Below are 21651 nucleotides of genomic sequence, written 5' to 3' on the forward strand. Positions count from 1 at the left end.
GGAACGCAAACGCGGTGGGGTCGCGATGTCGGATAGCGCACTGCCGGCCCCGGTACGCAAGGGGGAATAGCCCTCCTCCCCGAGGCGTTCGGGCAGCACCTGCGGATTTTTCTCGGTCTTTTTCAGCGAAAGCCCTGCGGAGGGGCTCCGGCTCTTCTAGGTTGTGTGTGGGGCAAGGAACTCCTCGTCAACGAGAGGTCACCTTGGGTGATCGCCGTTGTGGTGAGTGCGCCTTCCCCGCAGACCTTTGATGATGGGGATCATCAGGGGATGGTGATTGGTGGGGTAAGGAACGGGGCGGTGCCACGGCACCGCCCCGTTCTCCGTTGTCCGGGAGCCGGGCACACCGGCCCGACGCGAAGGGCCGGACACCGTCCACGGCATCCGGCCCGCTGCGACGGGGAAGCGGTGTCCCTACAGGCCCAGGTCGGCCTCGAAGGCGCCCTCCTCCAGGCGCTCCTTCACCTGCTGGAGGAAGCGGCCCGCGTCGGCGGCGTCGATCAGGCGGTGGTCGTGCGACAGCGACAGGTACACCATCGAGCGGACCGCGATCACCTCGCCGCCCACCGCCGGGTCCTCCACCACGACCGGCCGCTTGACGACCGCGCCGGTGCCCAGGATCGCCACCTGCGGCGTGTTGATGATCGGCGTGCCGAACAGGGCGCCGCTGCCGCCCGTCTCGGCGATGGTGAACGTCCCGCCCCGCAGGTCCTCCGGCGTCAGGTTCCCGGTGTGCGCGCGCTCGGTTACCGCGCGGATGCCGCGGGCCAGGTCACTGAGGCCCAGAGCGCCGGCCTCCTTGATCACCGGGACCAGCAGGCCCCGGTCGGTGTCCACCGAGACACCCAGGTTCTCCACGTCGTGGTAGCTGATCTCCTCGTCCTCGACCACCGCGTTGAGCTTGGGGTTGGTCCGCAGCGCCTCGACGGCGGCCAGCGCGAAGAAGGGGAAGAAGTCCAGCGGGGCGCCCGTGCGCTCGGTGAAGGCCCGACCCTCTTGCTCGCGCAGACGCGCGATCTTCGTGACGTCCACCTCGATGACCTGGGTGGTCTCGGCCGCCGTGTTGAGCGACTCCACCATGCGGTCGGCGATGTAGCGGCGCAGACGGCTCATCTTCTCGGTGCGCCCGCGCAGTGAGGTGTCGGTGGCGCCCTTGCGTGTGGCCGAGGAGGGTGCGGCGGGGGCCGAGGCGCGTGCGGCTGCGGCCTTGCGCTCCTCGGCGGCCCTGAGTACGTCCTGCTTGCGGATGCGTCCGCCCACACCGCTGCCCTGGAGGCGGCTGAGGTCGACGCGGTGCTCGGCGGCCAGCTTGCGGACCAGCGGCGTCACGTACGCCTCGGTCACGGCGTCGGTGCCCGAGGCGCGACCGGTTCCGCTGAGGGTCTCGATGTCCACGGAGGGGGCCCCGCCGAAGTCCTCGGGGCTCTCCTTCGGCTCGGGGGCGGCCTGGGGCTCGGGCTCCGGCTCGGGCTCCTTCTCGGCGGGCTTCTCCGCGGCGGGCTCCGGCTCGGGGGCGGACTCGGCGGCCGGGGCGCTCTCGGGCTCGTCCGCGGACTCTCCCTCGCCGCCGATGACCGCGATCCTCGCGCCGATCTCCACGGTCTCGTCCTCTTCGGCGAGGATCTTGGTGAGTACGCCCGCGACGGGGGAGGGGATCTCGGTGTCCACCTTGTCGGTGGAGACCTCAAGGAGCGGCTCGTCTACCTCGACGGTGTCGCCCACGTTCTTCAGCCACTGGGTGACGGTGCCCTCGGTGACGCTCTCACCCAGGGCCGGCATGGTGACCTCGGTCTCCGGGCCTCCGGAAGGGGCGGCCTGGGGCTCGGGCTCCGGCTCGGGCTCCTTCTCGGCGGGCTTCTCCGCGGCGGGCTCCGGCTCGGGGGCGGACTCGGCGGCCGGGGCGCTCTCGGGCTCGTCCGCGGACTCTCCCTCGCCGCCGATGACCGCGATCCTCGCGCCGATCTCCACGGTCTCGTCCTCTTCGGCGAGGATCTTGGTGAGTACGCCCGCGACGGGGGAGGGGATCTCGGTGTCCACCTTGTCGGTGGAGACCTCAAGGAGCGGCTCGTCTACCTCGACGGTGTCGCCCACGTTCTTCAGCCACTGGGTGACGGTGCCCTCGGTGACGCTCTCACCCAGGGCTGGCATGGAAACGGAAGTCGGCATGGGTTCCTCGTTGGGTCTGGGCGCGGAATCTGCCCAACGCCTTGACTGGGCAGCGCGAATGTGGCGGGGGGCGGGCCGCCGGGGCCCGCCCCCCGGGTGGTGCGGTCAGTCGTGGACGTGCAGCGGCTTGCCCGCGAGCGCCAGGTGCGCCTCTCCCAGCGCCTCCGACTGGCTCGGGTGCGGGTGGAGGAGCTGTGCGACCTCGGCGGGCAGCGCCTCCCAGTTGTAGATCAGTTGGCCCTCGGCGATGAGCTCGCCGACCCGGCTGCCGACCATGTGGACCCCCAGGACCGGACCGTCCTTCTCGGCGATGACCTTCACCGCGCCCTGCGTCTGCAGGATCTGGCTCTTTCCGTTGCCCGCGAGGTTGTAGTTCATCTCGACGACGTCGTGGCCGCGCTCCTTGGCCGCCTTGGTGGTGAGGCCGACCGAGGCCACCTCGGGCTCGCAGTAGGTGACGCGAGGGACACCGTCGTAGTCGATCGCGGGCGGGTTCTGCCCGGCGATGTGCTCGGCGACGAAGATGCCCTCGGCGAAGCCGACGTGGGCGAGCTGGAGGGTCGGGATCAGGTCGCCCACGGCGTAGACGTTGCCGACACCGGTGTGCAGGTTCTCGTCCACCGTGACGAAGCCGCGCTCCAGCGCGATGCCCTGCTCCTCGTAGCCCAGCCCCTCGGAGACCGGGCCGCGGCCGATGGCGACCAGCAGGATCTCGGCCTCCAGCGTCTTGCCGCCCTTGAGGGTGACAGTGACACCGGAGCCGGTGGTCTTGACCGACTCGAAGGGGGTGCCCAGCTCGTACTTGATCTTGCGCTTGCGGAAGGCCCGCTCCAGCAGCTTGGAGCTGGACTCCTCCTCGGCCGGGACCAGGTGGGGCAGGGCCTCGACGATGGTGACGTCGGTGCCGTAGGAGCGCCACACGCTGGCGAACTCCACACCGATCACACCGCCGCCCAGGACGATGGCGGACCCGGGAACGCGGTCCAGGCCCAGAGCCTGGTCGCTGGTCATCACCTTCTCGCCGTCGATGTCCAGGCCCAGGGTCTTGGGCTGGGAACCGGTCGCCAGGACGATGTTGCGGCCCTTGTAGACCGCCCCGTCCACGGTGACCTCGTCGGCGCCGGTGAGCTTGCCCTCGCCCTCGACCACGGTGATCTTGCGGGACTTGACCAGACCGGTCAGGCCCTTGTACAGACCGCCGATCACCTTGTCCTTGTACTTGTGGACCGCCTCGATGTCGATGCCCTCGAAGGTGGCCTTGACACCGAAGGCCTCGCTCTCCTTGGCGGAGTCGGCGACCTCGGCCGAGTGCAGGAGCGCCTTGGTGGGGATGCAGCCGCGGTGCAGGCAGGTGCCGCCCAGCTTGTCTTTCTCGATCAGGACGACGCTCATGTCGAGCTCCGCGGCGCGCAGGGCGGCCGCGTAGCCGCCGCTGCCGCCGCCGAGGACGACGAGGTCGAATGTGCCGCCGCTCTCACTCACGGGAACGAACTCCTTGTTCAGTGGCTGGTGGTTGCCGGGTTGGACGCGGACCCGGAGCGGGCGTCGGGGGGACGGTGCCCAGGCCGCGGGGGACCGAGGCGGGGCGTCCTCCGGCTCATGGAAGCGACGCCCCGCCCCGGGGGTCACATGGCGGCGTACTCCTCGGCGAGGCGGACCAGCGTGCGGGTGCCCGCACCGGTGCCTCCCTTGGGGGTGTAGCCGTGGGGGCCGCCCTGGTTGAAGGACGGTCCCGCGATGTCGAGGTGCGCCCAGGCGACGCCCTCCTCGATGAACTCCTTGAGGAACACGCCGGCGGAGAGCATGCCGCCCCAGCGCTCCGCGGACACGTTCGCGATGTCGGCGACGGAGGAGTCCAGGCCCGAGCGCAGCTCCGCCGGGAGCGGCATCGGCCAGGCGGCCTCGCCCGCGGTGCCGGCCGCGGCGGTGACTTGCTCGCGCACCTCGTCGCCGTTGGCCATGACCGCGAACACGCGGGCCCCGAGCGCGACGAGCTGCGCGCCGGTCAGCGTTGCGATGTCCACGATCAGGTCCGGTCCGTCCTCCTGGGCGCGCACCAGGGCGTCGGCCATGACCAGGCGCCCCTCGGCGTCGGTGTTGAGCACCTCCACCGTCTTGCCGCCGTAGATGCTCAGGACGTCGGAGGGCCGCTGCGCGGTGCCGCTGGGCATGTTCTCCGCCACGGCCAGGTAGCCGACGACGTTGACCTTCAGCTCCAGGGCGGCGATGGCGCGCATCGCCGCGAGCACGGCGGCAGCGCCGGCCATGTCGGACTTCATCCAGTCCATCGAACCCGCGGGCTTGAGGGACAGGCCGCCCGAGTCGAAGGTGATGCCCTTGCCGACGAAGGCGATGGTCTTGGTCGCCTTCGGGTGGGAGTGGGCCAGGCGGACCAGGCGCGGCGGGTTCACCGAACCCTGGCCGACCCCGGTCAGGCCGCCGTAGCCGCCCTCGGCCAGTGCCCGCTCGTCCAGGACCTCGATCGCCAGACCGTCCTGCGCGGCGGCCTCCTGGGCCGCGGCGGCCAGGTCCTCGGGGACCAGGTCGGCGGGGGCCGTGTTGACGAGGTCGCGGGTGAGGCAGACCGCGTCGGCCAGGACCCCGGCGCGCTCCACGGCCTCGGCGGCGCCGTCGGCGCCCGAGACCACGCTCAGGGAGGTGTACCGTCCGCTCGCGGGCTCCGTCCTCCCCGCGGTGCGGTACCGGTCGTAGGAGTAGGCGCCCAGACGTGCTCCGAGCGCCGCCGAGCCCGCCTCCGCGGCGGTGTCGGCGGGCAGGGCCAGCGCGACGCGGCCCGCGCCCTCCGGGCGTGCGGCCAGGGACCGCAGGGCGGCCCCGGCGGCACGGGACAGGACTTCGGAGTCGACGGCGCCGTCGCGGGGGGCCGGTCCGAGACCGACCGCGACCACGACCGGGGCCGTCACGGCTCCGAGGGAGGCAAGGGTGTGCACCTCCTCGGGGGCGCCGCTCGCTCCCAGGAGCGACAGGGTCGTGCCGAGGCCGCCGGAGAAGGCGGCGTCGACGTCACGAGCGCCCGATGCTGGCTCCGGAGTCTCGCCTCCGGAGTGGTAGCCGACGACGATCGCGTCGGCGTCGAGCGAACTGGGGGACTCCGTAATTACTGACAACGACGTGCTCACATCCCCGATGCTAGTCGTCCCACGTACGCGCGGGCGACGCGGCACCCCGTGCCCCCGGGGCCCCTGGCGCGGCACTCCGAGGGGGAGGGGAGGCCGGTCGGGGCCCGGGGCGGCCCTCTCGCGCGTGCCCCGCGAGGGGGGATCTGGCCGCTGGTGGAGGGTGCCACAGGGGGTTCCTGGACGCGTCCCCGGCCGGTCCGGGCCGCACCCGGGGGCGCTGTGAAAAAATGTGACCAGGGTGACACCTCCTCTCGGAGGCCGCCGGATCCCGGTGAGGTCCCGGAGCTGCCCCGTCAGCTCCAGGAGGCGACGGCGGCCGCCACCACCAGTGCGGACGCGCCCCCGGACTCCGCGAGCGCCCCGAGTACATCACCCGTCACACCGCCCAGGCGGCGCACCGCGCGCCGCAGCAGTACGCCCGCCACCGCCAGTGCGGCCACCGCCCCCGCGGCGCAGGCCGCCGCCGTCCACGGCGTGTGCGCCCAGCCCGCCGCGCACACCGCCGCCGTGACCGCGCACGCCGCCGTCGCCGCCGGGGCGCGCACCGTTCCCGCCACCATCGCCCCCAGTCCGTCGGTGCGGGCCGAGGGCACCCGCGGCGTGCACGCCAGGGTCACCGCCAGCCGCCCGGCCGCCCACGCCGAGGCCGCTCCGGCGACGGCCGCCGCCGGGGAGGCTTCGACCATCTGCCCCAGGGCCAGCACCTGGGCACCCAGGACCACCACCAGGGTGACCACCCCGAACGGGCCGATGTCGGAGCGCCGCATCACTTCCAGGGCCCCCGAGGCGGGCCGACCGCTGCCCAGGCCGTCGGCCAGGTCGGCCAGCCCGTCCAGGTGCAGGCCCCGGGTCAGCAGCGCCCCCAGACCGACGCCCAGCAGCGCGGCCAGCGCGTCCGACAGCCCGGCCGCCGCGCCCGCCGCCGCGACCGCGCCGACCACCGCGCCCAGGAGCGCGCCCAGCGGGGCGGCCCAGAACATCGCCCACCCCGCCACGGCGCGGTCCACGCGCTCCACCCGCACCGGCACCACGGTGAACGTGCCCAGGGCCATCCGCGCGCCCGCGGCGGCGTCGCCGCTCACGGAAGCTCCAGCACGCGCCCGGCCACCGTCAGCACGACCTCTTCGGACTCGGCGGCCACCCACTGGTTGAGCGTGCCCAGCCGGTCCCGGAACAGCCGTCCGGCGCGGGTCATGGGGACCACGCCCGAGCCCGCCTCGTTGGTCACCCCCACCACGTAGGCCCGCGTGGACCGCCAGGCCTCCACCAGGGCCCGCAGTTCGTCCTCCAGGCGTTCCTCGGCGTCGGAGGGGGGCGCAGCCCGCCACAGCCCGTGCCGTCCCATCGCGTCGGTCAGCCAGGTGCCCAGGCAGTCCACCAGGACGGCGCCGCGCGCCCCCTTGAGCAGCGACACCAGGTCGGTGGTCTCCTCGGTCGTCCACCACCAGGGGCGGCGCCGGACGTGCAGGGCGACCCGCTCGGCCCACTCGGGGTCGACCTCCGGGTCGGCGGCGGGGCCCGTGGCGGCGTAGGCCACCCGGGGCTCGGCGGTCAGGCGCAGTTCCGCCTCGGTGGACTTGCCCGACCGGACCCCGCCGGTGACCAGGACGCGGTGCGGGCCGTGGGGCCGCGAGTCGGGCCAGACCGAGGGCGGACACGAGAGGACGTGGCCGTCGCTGGGGGCGAAGGCGCCCCACAGGCGGGCGCGGCGGGCGAACTCGGCGGGGGAGCGGACCCGGTGGTCGCCCCCCACCGCCACCACGGCGGTGGTCGTCCCGATCACCCCCGAACGGCGCAGTTCACCGATCACCTCGGGGCGCCGGACCGCGTCGACGATCACCGTGTCCACCTGCTGGGGCGGGGCCGCGGAGGACGAGGCGGGGGCGTCGCCGGGGCGTTCCCACACGGGCGGTGTCTCGGGCAGCGGACCCGGTATGGAGCGCGCGTACAGGAGGCGGCCGCCGCTGGGCCCCTCCACCAGGGTGCCGTCCGGGGTGGGGGTGACCGTGTAGGCGGGCGGGACCGTCCCCACGGCCCCCTCCTCGCGGATACGGAAGCCGTCGTCGACGGTCACGCGCAGGGGCAGGCGGCGCTCCGCCTGCGCCAGGTTGCAGGACGAGCAGGTGCACTGCGGGGCCGGCCAGCCGGCCTGGCCCGCCGTGCCCAGGAATCGGATACGCACGCGAGCAGTAAACAGCATCGGAGGCCGAACCTTCGTTAAGCTCGAAACCGCGAAGCGGTGACCGGCACTGTGACATTCGCGACGAAGGGCGGTCGGACATGGCGTGGACCTGGCGATACCTCACGGCCGACGGAGGGGCTCCGGCTCAGGGTGAGCCGTCCTCGGAGCAGTTCCCCTCGCGCGGCGACGCGGAGAGCTGGCTGGGGGAGCACTGGCGCACGCTCAGCGACGGCGGCGTGGGCCGGGTCGCCCTGCTGGACGGCGACCGCGAGGTCTACGAGATGAGCCTGGAACCCGTCCAGTGACCTTGCGGCCCTCCCGGCGCGCGGCCGGGAGGGCCGGTGCGCCTACCGGCCGCGGACGTTCTCCGGGCTCACGGTCAGGGCCGGGTCGCGCTTGACGCTCTCGCCCAGCACCTCGTCGATGCGGGCGAGCAGGTCGGCCTCCAGCTTCACCCCGGCCGCCTGGACGTTGTCCGCCACCTGTTCGGGGCGGGAGGCGCCGATGATGGCCGCGGACACATTGCTGTTCTGCAGGACCCAGGCCACGGCGAGCTGCGGCAGCGACAGCCCCGCCTCGGCGGCCAGCGGCTCCAGCTGCTGCACCTTCTCCAGCAGTGCCTCGTTCCCGGTCAGCCCGGCGACGAAGTGGCCGTGCTTCGGGTCGGCCGCCCGTGACCCGGCCGGCGCTTCCCGTCCCGGCTTGTACTTGCCGCTGAGCACGCCGCCGGCGATGGGCGACCAGACGATCTGGCCGAGCCCCTCCCGCTCGCACAGGGGGACCACCTCGGATTCGATGACCCGCCACAGCATGTTGTACTGCGGCTGGTTGGAGACGATGCGGTCGAAGCCCATCTCGTCGGCGATCCTGAGCGCGCGCTCGATCTCCTCGGCGCGCCACTCGGACACCCCGACGTAGAGGACCTTGCCCTGGCGGACGAGGTCCTCGAAGGCCCGCATGGTCTCCTCCAGCGGGGTGGTGTAGTCGAACCGGTGCGCCTGGTAAAGGTCCAGGTAGTCGGTGCCCAGGCGGCGCAGGGAGTCCTCCACGCCCCTGACGATGTGCTTGCGCGACAGGCCCTTGTCGTTCCTGCCCTCGCCCATGGGCCAGAAGACCTTGGAGAAGATCTCCAGTCCGTCTCGGCGCTCGCCCTTGAGCGCCCGCCCCAGGACCTCCTCCGCCCTGCCCTGGGCGTAGACGTCGGCGGTGTCGAACGTGGTGATGCCCGCGTCCAGAGCGGCGCGGACGCAGGCCAGGGCGGTCTCCTCCTCGACCTGGGAGCCGTGGGTGAGCCAGTTGCCGTAGGCGATCTCGCTGATGATCAGGCCGGTGCTGCCAAGGTGCCGAAAGTCCATGGGCAGCACTGTAACCGGGTGCGGCCGGGACACCGGCGTGTGGGAACGCTCCCATGGGTGGGGCGCCGCCGACACGGCGAAGGGCCGGTGCGGCGCACCGGCCCTGCTCGCGTTCGGGCCGCCTCAGCGCGCGCCGCGCGGCGTGGGGTCCTCGCGGACCCTGATCCGGGGCTTGGGCAGGCGCAGGCGGCGGAACTGGAGCTGGCGCATGGCCGCGTACATGCCCACCCCCCTGACCATGGGGTCGTCGGGGAAGTACTCGGCGGCGCGCCGTTTGACCGTGCGCCCCACGAAGAACCCCTCGACGAGGATCGTCACCATCATCAGCGGCCACAGGACGTAGGCCACACCGATCTGGAAGAGCGGCATCTCGACGAACAACAGGACAACGATGAGGATCGAGAAGGGAAGGAAGAACTCACTGGCGCTGCGGCGGGAGTCGACGAAGTCGCGCGCGTAGGCGCGCGCCTCCCCCAGGTCGGCCTGGCGGAAGTACTTCTCCTCGCCCTGCGGGACACCGGGCATGCGGCGGGCCGTGGCCCCCCGGCCGCCCTTCCCGCCCTGGCGCTCCAGGCGCTCGCGGTAGGCCCGGTAGGCCTCCTTGCGGTTCTCGGGCACCTTGTGCGGCCTGCGCAGGTCTGGTTCGGACTCCCTGCGCTTCGGGGTCGGGACGCCCTTCTTGGGCGTGTATCCCTTAGGTTGGGTGGCCTCAGCGGACTCGTGGCTAGCGGATTCGGAAGATGGCGAATCCGCGGCTGCGGAAGTGGAGCGACGTCGGAACACACCCTCAGGGTAGCCGGTCACGGCTTTATGGCGACCGTGGGCCAGACCGCGTAGGGTTGGGCAAAGCGCCCTCTGGGAACAGCCGATATACGCACCGAGAAGGGGACGGCCACGCGGATGAGCGTGTTTCAGCGACTTTCCATGATCTTCAAGTCCAAGGCCAACAAGGCCATGGACTCGGTCGAGGACCCTCGGGAGACCCTCGACTACTCGTACCAGAAGCAGCTTGAGCTGCTGCAGAAGGTGCGCCGCGGTGTGGCGGACGTCGCCACCTCCCGCAAGCGCGTCGAACTCCAGATCCAGCAGCTCGAACAGCAGTCCGACAAGCTCCAGAACCAGGGCCGTGCCGCCCTGGAGCAGGGCCGCGAGGACCTCGCCCGCGAGGCCCTGACGCGCCGCTCCGGGCTCGACAGCCAGATCAGCGGCCTGCGCGAGCAGCACGCCAACCTCCAGAACGAGGAGCAGAAGCTCACGACGGCGGCCCAGCGCCTCCAGGCCAAGGTGGACGCCTTCCGCACGCGCAAGGAGACCATCAAGGCCAACTACACCGCCGCCCAGGCACAGTCGCAGATCGGGGAGGCCTTCTCCGGCATCTCCGAGGAGATGGGCGACGTCGGCATGGCGGTCCAGCGCGCCGAGGACAAGACCGCGCAGATGCAGGCCCGCGCGGGTGCCGTCGACGAGCTCCTCGCCTCCGGGGCCCTGGACGACGTCACCGGCGAGTCCAAGGACGACATCCAGGCCGAGCTCGACCGCATGGCCAGCACCACCGGCGTCGACGCCGAGCTGGAGCGGATGAAGTCGGAGCTGGGCCAGGGGGACGCCTCCACCACCCGGCAGATCGAGGGCGGCAACACCAAGGAGGGCTCATGATCGTCCGGATTATGGGTGAGGGCCAGCTCGACCTCACCGACGCCGACCTCGACCTGCTGAACTCCTTCGACTCCGCGCTGGAGGGGGCGATCGAGTCCGGCGACGAGGACGCGTTCCGCCAGGCGCTGCACGACCTGCTGGCCAAGGTGCGCGAGCACGGCAGCCCGCTGGCCGCCGACGCCCTCGAACCGTCCCAGTTCATCCTCCCCCCGGCCGACGCCACCATGGAAGAGGTCCGGGACATGCTCCAGGACGACGGCCTCATCCCCGGCTAGCCGAGCCCGGCCCCCGCGTGTGCGCTCGACCCCCGGCCGCCGCGATCTGAACGCGATCGCGGCGGCCGAGGTGTTGGTCGACCCATTCCGACCTGCGCGAACTAGACTTTCGGTCAGGGGATGGGAGGCATCGCCATGGCGGGTTCGAAGTTCAGACCGGACCGCGGGCTCACCGCCCGCATGGTCACCACCATGGGGCTGCTCGCCCTCGTCTACGTCGTGTTCGTGGTCGCGCTGGTCGTGGTCGGCATGAACATCGTGCTGGTCCTGGCCATCGTGGGCGGCTTCGCCCTGCTGTCCTACTTCACCTCCGACCGGATCGCCCTGTTCTCCATGGGCGCCCGCGAGGTGTCCCCCGCACAGGCCCCCGAGCTGCACGGCACGATCGACCGCCTGTGCGCCCTGGCCGACATGGCCAAGCCCCGCGTGGGCATCGCCGACACCGACGTGCCCAACGCCTTCGCCACCGGGCGCAGCGAGAAGGCCGCCGTGGTCTGCGTCACGACCGGCCTGCTGCGGCGCCTGGACGGCCCGGAGCTGGAGGCGGTCCTGGCGCACGAACTGTCCCACGTGGCGCACCGCGACGTGGCGGTCATGACCGTCGCCGGGTTCCTCGGCATCGTCGCGGGCTTCCTCACCCAGGCCGGACTGCGGTTCGCCGCCTTCGGCGGGATGGCCGGAGGCCGCAGCGACAACGGCGGCCCGGCCCCGGCCGTCATCGCCCTCCTGGTCGTACTGGTCAGCGTCGTCGCCTGGGTCCTGAGCTTCCTGCTCACCCGCGCCCTGTCCCGCTATCGCGAACTGTCCGCCGACCGCGCCGCGGCCTACCTCACCGGTCGCCCCTCCACGCTCGGCAGCGCCCTCACCAAGATCACCGGCGACATGGCGCGCGTCCCCACGCGCGACCTGCGCCAGGCCGAGCCCTTCAACGCCTTCTTCTTCGCCCCCGCGTTCTCGCGCAAGGGGTTCAACGTGAGCCGACTGGTCGCCACCCACCCGCCGGTCGACCAGCGCCTGGCCCAGTTGTCGGAGATCTCCCGTCAGTTGGGCCAGGGCTCCTGACCGACCGAGGGGGACGACGCTTTGTTGAAGAGCCTGTGGAACACGCTCCTGGGCCGATCCGAACCGGCCCGGCCCGACCTGGACGCCCTGTTCGGCCTGCCCCCGGCGGCCGTCACACTGCGGGCCACGGCCGGGTTCGGCCCCACGGGCACCGGCTCGGTGGCCTTTCGCGCGAGCGAGGGCGCCGCCTTCGCCGACCTGCAACGCGACATCACCGCACTGCTCGACGCCGACCAAGGGCCGCCCGTGGAACAGGTCTTCGACGACTACGGCTACACCTGGCTGGTGGTGCGCGCCGCAGGGGAGGCCGAACCCGGTATCACCGGCCTGGTCACCGACCTGCACGCCGTCAACTCCACCCTGGAGGCGGCCGGCTACGGGCCCTCCCTGCTGTGCTCCCTCGTCGGGTTCGCCGACTCCGGGGGGCGCACCGTCGCACTGGTCTACCTCTACAAGCGCGGCACCTTCTACCCCTTCGCTCCCGTGGGCGCGGACCGGCGCGACACGGCGCTCGAACTGCGGGTGGAGGCGGCTATCGGCTCGGACCTGCCGCTGGAGCGGGACCGGTCCCGATGGTTCCCCGTCTACGGCGCCCCGGGGCTGAGGGGCACGGAGTGACGGAAGGTCGGGATGGCGTCCCGGGCCCGGCGACACTACCCTGGGAAGGCACGAACGGCTCGTGCGGACCGGTGGCCGCCGCCTTGGCGGAAAGGCCGCACCCGCAGGGAGAACACAGCGGCCGCACGGCGGAATGCGGTACCGGCCCCGGACGTTGACACACGTTGAGAAGGAGCGGACCCCGCGACGGAGTCCGTCCCGCCACCCGCCCGGGGTGGCCGGGCAGCCGCTACCCCTTTCTAGAGGAGCTTGACAACATGACGGTTCAGAGCGAGGTCACCGAGGGGATCATCCTCACCGACGAGGCGTCCGCGAAGGTCCGGGCCCTCCTGGAGCAGGAGGGGCGGGACGACCTGCGGCTGCGCGTCGCCGTCCAGCCCGGCGGCTGCTCGGGCCTGCGCTACCAGCTCTACTTCGACGAGCGCGACCTCGACGGTGACGTGGTCTCCGACTTCGGCGGGGTGGAGGTCGTCACCGACCGGATGAGCTCCCCCTACCTGGTGGGCGCCACCATCGACTTCGTCGACACCATCGAGAAGCAGGGCTTCACCATCGACAACCCCAACGCCACCGGCTCCTGCGCCTGCGGCGACTCCTTCAACTAGGGGCGTCGGCGGCCCCGCCGCATCGGCGACGGCACCTCGGAGGGGAGGGCGGTGGTGTCCGCCCTCCCCTCCGCCGCGTCCGGCCGGTCTCTATCCGAGGGGCGGGGCGGCCCCGATACCCTGGGGCGGTCCAGGCCGGGCCGCGTTCCCTTCCGAGTCCGCGCCGGACCCGACCCAAGCGTCCCGAGCAAGGAGCCCTCGTCCCGTGCGTATCGCGGTTGCCGGATCCATCGCCACCGACCACCTGATGACCTTCCAGGGCCGGTTCGCCGAACAGATCATCCCGGACCAGATCCAGCGCCTGTCCCTCTCCTTCCTGATCGACGAACTGGACGTCCGGCGCGGCGGCGTGGCCGCCAACATCTGCTTCGGCATGGGGGTGCTCGGCCTCAGCCCCGTCCTGGTCGGCGCCGCCGGAGCCGACTTCGAGGAGTACCGCGCCTGGCTCGACCGCCACGGCGTCGACACATCGGCCGTGCGCATCTCCGAACTGCGCCACACCGCCCGCTTCATCTGCACCACCGACCTCGACCAGAACCAGATCGCCTCCTTCTACGCGGGGGCCATGGCCGAGGCGCGCAACATCGAGCTGAAGCCGATCGCAGACCGCCTCGGCGGCCTGGACCTGGTGCTCATCGGCGCGGACGACCCGGACGCGATGGTCCGCCACAGCGAGGAGTGCCGCACCCTCGGGACCCCCTTCGCCGCCGACCCCTCCCAGCAGCTCGCCCGGATGGAGGGGCCCCGGGTCCGCGGCCTGATCGAGGGCGCCGACCTGCTGTTCTGCAACGACTACGAGAAGGCCCTCGCCGAGCAGAAGACCGGCTGGTCCGAGGCGGAGGTCTTGGACCGGGTCGGCACCCGGATCACCACCCTGGGAGCCAAGGGCGTGCGGATCGACCGCGTCGGCGAGCCGGCCGTCCACGTCCCCGCCGCCGCCGTCGGCGACCCCGTCGACCCCACGGGCGTGGGTGACGCGTTCCGCGCCGGTTTCCTGGCCGCGCACTCCTGGGGCCTGTCGCTGGAGCGCGCCGCCCAGGTGGGCAACGCCACGGCGGTGCACTGCCTGGAGGCGGACGGGCCGCAGGAGTACCGGATGACCGCCGAGTCCCTGCTCGACCGGCTGGAGCGCTCCTACGGCGCCGAGGCCGCACGGGAGATCGCGCCGTTCGTGTGAGAGCGCGGGCACTCCTGGTCCGGGCAGTGCCCGGGACGCCGTAGAGTAGGTGGTCGCGACCCGCACGACCCGGCCCCCGCGGGCCGGGCCGCTGCCCGAATCGGTCGGCGCCGCCGACCAGCACGGGGAGCCCCGTGCCGCCCGGTGCGCTGAAACGCGTGCCGGTGACCGAGCCCGAGCCGTCCGCGCAGGGTCGCCGCGGCGGTGGGGAACCCGCTTCCACCCGCCCCTTCCACGGGGCCGTGGGACTCGGGCGCCCTGAGCGCCTCCCAGATCTAGGCCAGCCTTACCTGGGATTCCCTGATGCATCCAGAAAGGACTACGCATGCGCTACACCGGACCGAAGGTGCGGTTGTCCCGGCGCGCCGGTACCCCGCTGACCCGTAAGGCGGTCAGCTACTTCGAGAAGCGTCCGTACCCGCCCGGTGAGCACGGCCGCCGTGTGCGCCGCAACAGCAGCGACTTCGCCGTCCGCCAGGCGGAGAAGCAGAAGGTGCGCTGGTACTACGACCTGACCGAGAAGCAGCTTCTGCGCGTCTACGAGAACTCCAAGAAGCGCTCCGGCCGCACCGGTGAGGAGATGCTCGCCGAGCTGGAGATGCGCCTGGCCACGGTGGTCCTGCGCGCCGGTCTGGCCGCGTCCATCTACGCCGCCCGCCAGTTCATCAACCACGGCCACATCACCGTGGACGGCAAGAAGGTCGACATCCCGTCGTACCAGGTCAAGCCGGGCCAGATCGTCAGCGTGCGGGAGAAGTCCCGCCAGATGGTCCCGTTCGTCGAGGCCGCCGAGGGCGTCCACGCCGACGACAAGATCGCCGGCCACCTCGCCGTCAGCCACCAGGACCTGCGTGTGGCGGTCGTCGACCGCCCCAAGCGCGAGCAGATCCCGGTTCCGTTCGACGAGCAGCTCGTCGTCGAGTTCTACGCCCGCTAGGGACCGCCGGGCCGCACGGCCCGGGGCGTCCGGGTGTACCGCGGGGCCGCACGGACCGAGAGGTCCGCGCGGCCCCGCGCCGCGTCCGGGCCCCCGCCGCCCCCGGCGTGGTGCCCCCGCGCCGCGTCAGTACCTGCGGCGGATGTGGTACGCACTGCCCCGGCCCAGGGGCTCCTCCACGACGAACTCGTGCATCTTCATCCGGCACCACGCGGGGATGTCCGACCTGGCCGCCGGATCGTCGGCCGTGACCGCGATGACCGAGCCGATGGGGACCTCGTGCAGGCGCTGGGCGAGCATGAGGATCGGTATCGGGCACTTGCGTCCCACGGCCTCGACGGTCACCAGAGGCCGACGGTCCTGGTATTCGGGCACGGTCACTCCCCGTGGTGCGGTCCTCGTCGTGCGGTTCTCCCGTGGCCCAATCTTGACCTGGGACGGCCGTTAAGTCGAACCCGGTTAAGGGCGCGGTAAACCCAGCGATACGCTCGCCTTGGTCCCGACCGTAATACCGGAACGTTCCCCCGCTGGAACGGCCCGCGCATCGCGGCCGGGAGCCCGGGGGACGCCGGGCCGCGCCTCGTCGCCAGCCGGGAGGTCCTTCCCTCCGCGCGGGTGGACAGGCCCGGCTCTACGCGGGCGCCCCGCGTTCGGATCCGGGCCGTCTGGCAACACGCTGACCAGGTCGGCCCCTGAACGGGACGTCGGAAGGTTCGCGATAATGTTTCCCCCTGACAAGCTTTGGATACTTAGGCCGCCCGCGGGCGATCCGCGGGCTACACCGCTGGGAAGGCAATCCGTGAGTCCGACCCGCCAAGACAATCGGCGCTCCACTGTGCGCCGATGGGCACCACGCGGCGCCGCGCTCGCCGTGCTGGGGCTGGCCGCGACCGGCTGCGCGTCGAACGAGCTCACTCGTTTGGGCATGCCGGCGCCGATCACCGAGCAGGCCGAGCGGGTTCTCTCGCTCTGGCAGGGCTCCTGGGTGGCGGCTTTCGCGGTCGGCATTCTCGTATGGGGGCTGATGATCTGGTCGATCATCTTCCACCGCAAGCGCTCTGAGCAGTTGCCGCCCCAGGTGCGGTACAACATGCCCATCGAAGCGCTCTACACCATCCTGCCGATCGTCGTCATCTCGGTGCTCTTCTACTTCACCGCCCGGGACCAGGCGTACCTCCTCGACACCGAGGAGCCGGCGGACGTCCATGTCGAGGTCGTGGCCTTCCAATGGGCCTGGCAGTTCAACTACATGGACGCCGCCAAGGCCGACGGAGGCGAGGTGCTCCACTCCGAGGTCGGCATCCCCAACCCGGACGGCACCGCCGACCGCTCCACCCAGGCCACCCTGGTCCTCCCCGAGAACTCGGTCGTCCACTTCGACCTCCACTCGCCCGACGTCATCCACTCGTTCTGGGTCCCGGCGTTCGCGTTCAAGATGGACGTCGTCCCCGGGCGGGACAACGCCTTCCAGGTGCGGATCGACGAGGGCACCGCCGGTGAGTACGTCGGCCGATGCGCCGAGCTGTGCGGTGTGGACCACACCCGCATGCTCTTCAACGTCGAGGTCCTCCCCCAGGACGAGTACGAGGCGTGGGCCCAGGAACAGGAGGCCGCGGCCTCCGAAGAGGCCCGAGCCGAGGAGAATGACGCGTAATGACCACGACGACCAGTGAACCCCGCGCCGGTGCCCAGGCCCCGACGCGCAAAGGGTCGATCATCGTCAACTGGCTGACGTCGACCGACCACAAGGTCATCGGGTACATGTACCTGATCACCTCGTTCGCCTTCTTCCTCTTCGGCGGCGTCCTGGCCCTGCTCATGCGGGCCGAGCTGTTCTACCCGGGCATGCAGGTCCTGTCCAACGAGCAGTTCAACCAGATGTTCACCATGCACGGCACGATCATGCTGCTGATGTTCGCGACCCCGCTGTTCGTCGGGTTCTCCAACATCATCATGCCGCTGCAGATCGGCGCCCCCGACGTGGCCTTCCCCAGGATCAACCTGTTCGGCTACTACCTGTTCCTGTTCGGCAGCCTCATCGCCGTCAGCGGCTTCCTCACCCCCGGCGGCGCCGCCAGCTTCGGCTGGTTCGCCTACACCCCCCTGTCGGACGCGGTCCGCTCCCCGGGGCTGGGCGGCGACCTGTGGATCATGGGCCTGGCCGTGTCCGGTCTGGGCACCATCCTCGGCGCGGTCAACTTCATCACCACCGGCCTGTGCATGCGCGCCCCCGGTATGACGATGTTCCGCATGCCGATCTTCTGCTGGAACACGATGCTCACCAGCCTGCTGGTCCTCATCGCGTTCCCGGTCCTGACCGCCGCGCTCATCGCGCTGGGCGCCGACCGCATGGTCGGCACCCACGTGTTCGACCCCGCGCACGGCGGCGCCATCCTCTGGCAGCACCTGTTCTGGTTCTTCGGCCACCCCGAGGTGTACATCATCGCGCTGCCGTTCTTCGGTATCGCGACGGAGATCCTGCCGGTGTTCAGCCGCAAGCCGATCTTCGGCTACAAGAGCCTCGTGGGCGCCACGATCGCCATCGCCGGCCTGTCCGTGACCGTGTGGGCGCACCACATGTTCCCGACCGGCGCGGTGCTGCTGCCGTTCTTCTCGTTCATGACGTTCCTCATCGCGGTGCCCACCGGTGTGAAGTTCTTCAACTGGATCGGCACGATGTGGCGGGGCCAGCTCAGCTTCGAGACCCCGATGCTGTTCACCATCGGCTTCATGGTGACCTTCCTCTTCGGCGGCCTCACCGGTGTCCTGCTGGCCTCCCCGCCCATCGACTTCCACGTCACCGACTCCTACTTCGTGGTGGCCCACTTCCACTACGTGGTGTTCGGCACCGTGGTCTTCGCGATGTTCGCGGGCTTCTACTTCTGGTGGCCCAAGTTCACCGGGCGGATGCTCGACGAGCGGCTGGGCAAGATCCACTTCTGGCTGCTCTTCCTGGGCTTCCACGGCACGTTCCTGGTGCAGCACTGGCTGGGCGCCATGGGCTTCCCCCGCCGCTACGCCGACTACCTGCCGGGTGACGGCTTCACGGGGCTCAACCAGTTCTCCTCGATCTCCTCGTTCGTGCTCGCCGCGTCCACGCTGCTGTTCTTCTGGAACGTGTACGTCACGGCGAAGAGGGCGCCGAAGGTCACGGTGGACGACCCGTGGGGCTACGGCTGCTCCCTGGAGTGGGCGACCTCCTGCCCGCCACCGCGGCACAACTTCACGTCGCTGCCGCGGATCCGGTCCGAGCGTCCGGCCTTCGACCTCAACCACCCGCACGCTGCGGCCCCGGGCGCCGTCCCGGCGGACGCCACGAAGGAATAGGGCGGACACCACATGAAGATGCAGGCCTATCTGTTCATGGGCGTTTCGACCTTCTTCGGTCTGGCCGCCCTGCTGTACATGTACTGGTCCTACCAGGACACCGGCGGTATCGAGTGGGCCGGCTCCACGGCGCTCATCGTCGCGATCGGCTTCGGGTGGATGATGGGCTTCTGGCTCTGGCAGGCCGCCCGCCGCAGCGAGCACTTCCACGGCCTGCCGCCGGAGGACCGCCTCGACGGCGAGATCGACGACAACGAGGGCGAGTACGGCTTCTTCAGCCCGCACAGTTGGTGGCCGATGTTCGTGGCCCTGGCCGTCGCCTTCATGGCGGTGGGTGTGGCGATCGGCTGGTGGATGGTGTTCATCGGCGCCCTGGCCGTGACCCTCACCGCCATCGGCTGGGTCTTCGAGTACTACCGCAAGGAGTTCCAGCACTAGGGGCACCCCGCCCGAGCGCTGCGGCCCCGGCGGCCGGACGCCTCCCGTGGATACGGGAGCGGTCCGACCGCCGGGGCCTTCCCGTCTCCCGGGGCCTCGCACCGGAGGCCTCAGGGGGCGGCCAGGAGCGCGTCCAGGCGCTCGGCGGCGCTCTTCCAGGTCCACTCCCGGGCGACCCGCTCCCGGCCGCGTGCGCCCATCTTCACGGCGTGCTCCGGGTCGCGCAGCAGACGCAGGACCGCCCGCGCGGCGGGGCCCGGCAGCGAGCCGTCGACCACGTACCCCGTCTCGCCGTCGGCGACCGTGTCCGGGGCCCCTCCCGAGTCGCCCGCCACCACGGGCAGTCCCACGGCCGAGGCCTCCAGGTAGACGATGCCCAGCCCCTCCACCTCCAGGCCGCCCCTGCGGGTGCGGCAGGGCATGGCGAAGACGTCCCCGGCGTCGAGGTAGGGCGGCAGGCGGTCGTGGCGCACGGAGCCGGTGAAGACCACCGAGTCCATGCCGCGCGCTGCCGCCAGCAGCCTCGCGCGGTGCGGGCCGTCGCCGACGACGAGCAGGGCGGCGTCGGGCACCTCGGCCAGGACGCGCGGCCAGGCCCGGATCAGCGTGTCCTGCCCCTTGCGGGGCACCAGCCGGGACACGCACACCACCACGGGGCGCCCCTCCAGGCCAAGCCGCCGCCGTACCTCGCCGCCGCCGCAGCCGGGTCGGAAGAGGTCGGTGTCCACCCCCGGGGCGAGCCTGCGCATCCGGGCCGCGGCCCCGGGGGAGAGCGCTCCGGCCAGACGGCTCCGCGTGTAGTCGCCCAGGTAGGTGACGGTGTCCACGGAGTCGCCGATCCGGCGCAGCGCCTGCCGGGAACCGGGCAGCGCCGCCCACCAGGCCTCGTGCCCGTGGCTGACGGCCACCTGCCGGCGCACGACCTCTCCCAGGCTGGGCGCGAGCAGCCCCAGCGGTGCGGCGGCGCCGTAGAGCACTGAGTCGCACCCCTCCAGTTCGGCGATGGTGCGGGCCCGGGCGGCCACGCGCCGGGTGGGCAGCAGCACGCGCGCCGCGTCGCGCACGACGGGGAAGGGCTGGCGCAGGTCGAAGTCCGGATCGGCGGCGGCCTCACGCGGTGACGGCGAGGAGCAGTACACCACCACCGACCCCTCGGGGCGGCGCAGGGCCATCTCGTGCACGAAGGACTCGATGCCCCCGGCCTTGGGCGGGAAGTCGTTGGTGATGATCAGTGTTCGCGGCACGGGGCGAGTCTAGAAGGCCCCCGGAGCGGCCTCAACGCACACGTGCGGCGCGGCTCCCGGGTTTCGCGGCGGCCGGGGTTCTCCGTGGGGCGAACCCTGGCTCCGCCGCTCTACGCCCCCTCCGCGGGGGCCGGGAACGGGCTACGGGCGGACGGCGGCGTAGAAGTTCTGGCGGTAGTAGCTGTTGAGGGTGACGGTGCCGATCGGCTTGGAGGAGTTGGAGGCGTGCACCATCACGTTGTTCCCGGCGTACATGCCGACGTGGTCGGGTCCGCTGTAGAAGAAGATGAGGTCGCCGGGCTGCATGTTGTCCCAGGAGACCCGGGTGCCCGCGTTGACCTGGCTGTAGGTGGTGCGCGGCAGGTTCACGCCCGCGGCGGCCCACGCGGCCTGGGTCAGGCCGGAGCAGTCGTAGCCGCCCGGACCGGTGCCGCCCCAGATATAGGGCTTGCCGACCTGGGCGTAGGCGAAGTTCAGGGCGGTCTGCGCGCTGCCGGTGGCCGGGCCGGTGTAGGTGGCGCCGCCCCCGCCGCCGCTGGTGCCGCCGCTGTCGTTGGAGACGTTCTCGGTGGCCGCGGCCGCCTGCTCGGCGGTCAGGTCGGCCAGCAGGGCCTCCTGCTCAGCGATGGCGTCGGCGGCCTCCTCCTCGGCCTCCTCTGCGGCCTCCAGGGCCTCGGCCGCCTCCTCCTCGGTCTCAGCGGCCTCCGCCTCCAGACTCTCCAGGTGAGCCAGCTCCTCGACGTAGCGCTCCAGCCCCGCGTTCTGCTGCTCGGAGAGGTAGGTCAGGTCCGCCTGGTGGGAGAGGACGTCCTCGGGGCCGGTGGCGCCGATGATGTGGGCGGGGGAGGTCAGGTCGACACCGGTGTAGGTGAGGTTGGCCAGGGTGCGCACGCTCGCCCCCAGCTCGTCCACGGTCTCCTGGGCCTCCTCCAGGTTCTCCTGGATCTCCTCCAGGTTCTCCTCGGCGGCCTCGTGGGTCTCCTGGGCCTCGTTGTACTCCGCGTTGAGTGAGGCGTACTCCTCCTCCAGCGCCTCGATCTCGGCGCGGACGTCGTCGATCGTCGGCTCGGCGTAGGCCGTGGACGCGGGGAGGAGGAGCGAGCCCGCGGCCAGGGAGGCCACGACGGCCGTGCGGCGCCTGCGGGGGGAACGGGGAGAGGACACGCTGTACCACCTTTCCTTCCCTCGGCCCGAGGAGGTCGGGGGAGCCGAGGGACTGCGCCGGGTGGGTCGCGGGGCCGTCCGAAACGGGGGCGGCTGGGGGTGTGGGGAACGCCCGACCCGGACGCGGCCGCCACCGCCACGGGGCGGTGTACGGAGAACGGCCACGTTCGGTGCTGAACCCTAGTACATGACTTCGCAGACTCTCAACTGTTTCGTTACGTTTGTTGGCATAAAGCAAACTGTCCGAAATTTCACGGATGCTGTGAACAGAGGGGAACGGAAAGGGGCCGCTCACCGAGCGGATC

21 protein-coding genes are annotated in these 21651 nt (G+C 71.6%); 11 read left to right on the top strand and 10 right to left on the bottom strand.

Annotation, left to right across the window (positions count from 1 at the left end):
* Nucleotides 1-414: 414 nt before the first annotated feature.
* The 5 genes from sucB to ACFHWE_RS08045 form a co-directional block, all read right to left on the bottom strand.
* Nucleotides 415-2166, bottom strand: a complete 1752-nt coding sequence (gene sucB, locus ACFHWE_RS08025; protein ID WP_416599985.1) for a 2-oxoglutarate dehydrogenase, E2 component, dihydrolipoamide succinyltransferase — start codon at nt 2164-2166, stop codon at nt 415-417.
* A 105-nt stretch (nt 2167-2271) separates the two neighbouring features.
* On the bottom strand, nt 2272-3648 hold the full coding sequence (gene lpdA, locus ACFHWE_RS08030; protein ID WP_416599986.1) for a dihydrolipoyl dehydrogenase: 1377 nt from the start codon (nt 3646-3648) through the stop codon (nt 2272-2274).
* 143 nt (nt 3649-3791) lie between these two features.
* The gene (locus ACFHWE_RS08035) at nt 3792-5306 is read right to left on the bottom strand and encodes a leucyl aminopeptidase (protein WP_416599987.1); all 1515 of its coding nucleotides are present in this window, start codon (nt 5304-5306) and stop codon (nt 3792-3794) included.
* Nucleotides 5307-5599: 293 nt separating this feature from the next.
* The gene (locus tag ACFHWE_RS08040; RefSeq protein WP_416600060.1) at nt 5600-6358 is read right to left on the bottom strand and encodes an adenosylcobinamide-GDP ribazoletransferase; all 759 of its coding nucleotides are present in this window, start codon (nt 6356-6358) and stop codon (nt 5600-5602) included.
* A 26-nt stretch (nt 6359-6384) separates the two neighbouring features.
* A complete protein-coding gene (locus tag ACFHWE_RS08045; RefSeq protein ID WP_416600061.1) occupies nt 6385-7380 on the bottom strand; it encodes a bifunctional adenosylcobinamide kinase/adenosylcobinamide-phosphate guanylyltransferase in 996 nt (331 codons plus the stop codon).
* Nucleotides 7381-7586: 206 nt separating this feature from the next.
* Between ACFHWE_RS08045 and ACFHWE_RS08050 the strand changes: the two genes are divergently transcribed.
* Entirely contained in the window at nt 7587-7793 is a 207-nt protein-coding gene (locus ACFHWE_RS08050) for a hypothetical protein (protein ID WP_416599988.1), read from the top strand.
* Nucleotides 7794-7835: 42 nt separating this feature from the next.
* Here the strand turns inward: ACFHWE_RS08050 and ACFHWE_RS08055 are convergent, their stop codons facing one another.
* The gene (locus ACFHWE_RS08055) at nt 7836-8843 is read right to left on the bottom strand and encodes an aldo/keto reductase family protein (protein WP_416599989.1); all 1008 of its coding nucleotides are present in this window, start codon (nt 8841-8843) and stop codon (nt 7836-7838) included.
* Nucleotides 8844-8966: 123 nt separating this feature from the next.
* Nucleotides 8967-9626: a DUF3043 domain-containing protein gene (locus ACFHWE_RS08060; RefSeq protein ID WP_416599990.1), complete on the bottom strand. Its 660-nt coding sequence runs from the start codon at nt 9624-9626 to the stop codon at nt 8967-8969.
* 117 nt (nt 9627-9743) lie between these two features.
* Here ACFHWE_RS08060 and ACFHWE_RS08065 point away from each other — a divergent pair, with 117 nt between their 5' ends.
* From ACFHWE_RS08065 to rpsD, 7 genes are all read left to right on the top strand, one after another.
* The gene (locus ACFHWE_RS08065) at nt 9744-10499 is read left to right on the top strand and encodes a PspA/IM30 family protein (protein WP_416599991.1); all 756 of its coding nucleotides are present in this window, start codon (nt 9744-9746) and stop codon (nt 10497-10499) included.
* Nucleotides 10496-10774 carry a PspA-associated protein PspAA gene (gene pspAA, locus ACFHWE_RS08070; RefSeq protein WP_028649673.1) on the top strand — a complete coding sequence of 93 codons (279 nt, stop codon included), beginning with the start codon at nt 10496-10498 and terminating at the stop codon, nt 10772-10774. Before ACFHWE_RS08065 ends, pspAA begins: the two co-directional genes overlap by 4 nt.
* A gap of 135 nt (nt 10775-10909) precedes the next feature.
* Entirely contained in the window at nt 10910-11836 is a 927-nt protein-coding gene (gene htpX, locus ACFHWE_RS08075; RefSeq protein ID WP_416599992.1) for a zinc metalloprotease HtpX, read from the top strand.
* Nucleotides 11837-11860: 24 nt separating this feature from the next.
* Complete coding sequence (pspAB, locus tag ACFHWE_RS08080) at nt 11861-12454, top strand: PspA-associated protein PspAB (protein WP_416600062.1); 594 nt, start codon at nt 11861-11863, stop codon at nt 12452-12454.
* 257 nt (nt 12455-12711) lie between these two features.
* Nucleotides 12712-13059 carry a HesB/IscA family protein gene (locus tag ACFHWE_RS08085; protein ID WP_028649670.1) on the top strand — a complete coding sequence of 116 codons (348 nt, stop codon included), beginning with the start codon at nt 12712-12714 and terminating at the stop codon, nt 13057-13059.
* Nucleotides 13060-13264: 205 nt separating this feature from the next.
* Entirely contained in the window at nt 13265-14236 is a 972-nt protein-coding gene (locus ACFHWE_RS08090; RefSeq protein WP_416599993.1) for a carbohydrate kinase family protein, read from the top strand.
* Between the two features lie 325 nt (nt 14237-14561).
* Entirely contained in the window at nt 14562-15173 is a 612-nt protein-coding gene (gene rpsD / locus ACFHWE_RS08095; protein WP_028649668.1) for a 30S ribosomal protein S4, read from the top strand.
* A 126-nt stretch (nt 15174-15299) separates the two neighbouring features.
* Here the strand turns inward: rpsD and ACFHWE_RS08100 are convergent, their stop codons facing one another.
* Nucleotides 15300-15548: a sulfurtransferase TusA family protein gene (locus ACFHWE_RS08100; protein ID WP_416599994.1), complete on the bottom strand. Its 249-nt coding sequence runs from the start codon at nt 15546-15548 to the stop codon at nt 15300-15302.
* A 550-nt stretch (nt 15549-16098) separates the two neighbouring features.
* Here ACFHWE_RS08100 and coxB point away from each other — a divergent pair.
* Genes coxB through ACFHWE_RS08115 form a run of 3 tightly spaced genes read left to right on the top strand, consistent with a single transcriptional unit; the run spans nt 16099 to nt 18938 of the window.
* On the top strand, nt 16099-16827 hold the full coding sequence (coxB, locus tag ACFHWE_RS08105) for a cytochrome c oxidase subunit II (protein ID WP_416600064.1): 729 nt from the start codon (nt 16099-16101) through the stop codon (nt 16825-16827).
* Nucleotides 16827-18500, top strand: a complete 1674-nt coding sequence (gene ctaD, locus ACFHWE_RS08110) for a cytochrome c oxidase subunit I (RefSeq protein ID WP_416599995.1) — start codon at nt 16827-16829, stop codon at nt 18498-18500. The genes coxB and ctaD overlap by 1 nt, the downstream gene beginning before the upstream one ends.
* A gap of 12 nt (nt 18501-18512) precedes the next feature.
* The gene (locus tag ACFHWE_RS08115; protein WP_028649665.1) at nt 18513-18938 is read left to right on the top strand and encodes a cytochrome c oxidase subunit 4; all 426 of its coding nucleotides are present in this window, start codon (nt 18513-18515) and stop codon (nt 18936-18938) included.
* A 110-nt stretch (nt 18939-19048) separates the two neighbouring features.
* Here the strand turns inward: ACFHWE_RS08115 and ACFHWE_RS08120 are convergent, their stop codons facing one another.
* Nucleotides 19049-20182 (bottom strand): glycosyltransferase family 4 protein, encoded by a 1134-nt coding sequence (locus ACFHWE_RS08120; protein ID WP_416599996.1) that lies wholly within the window; start codon nt 20180-20182, stop codon nt 19049-19051.
* A 141-nt stretch (nt 20183-20323) separates the two neighbouring features.
* On the bottom strand, nt 20324-21346 hold the full coding sequence (locus ACFHWE_RS08125) for an NlpC/P60 family protein (protein WP_416599997.1): 1023 nt from the start codon (nt 21344-21346) through the stop codon (nt 20324-20326).
* Between the last annotated feature and the right edge of the window lie 305 nt (nt 21347-21651).

Source organism: Nocardiopsis sp. LOL_012 (genome assembly GCF_048060475.1).
In the GTDB taxonomy this organism is placed as follows: Bacteria; Actinomycetota; Actinomycetes; order Streptosporangiales; family Streptosporangiaceae; genus Nocardiopsis.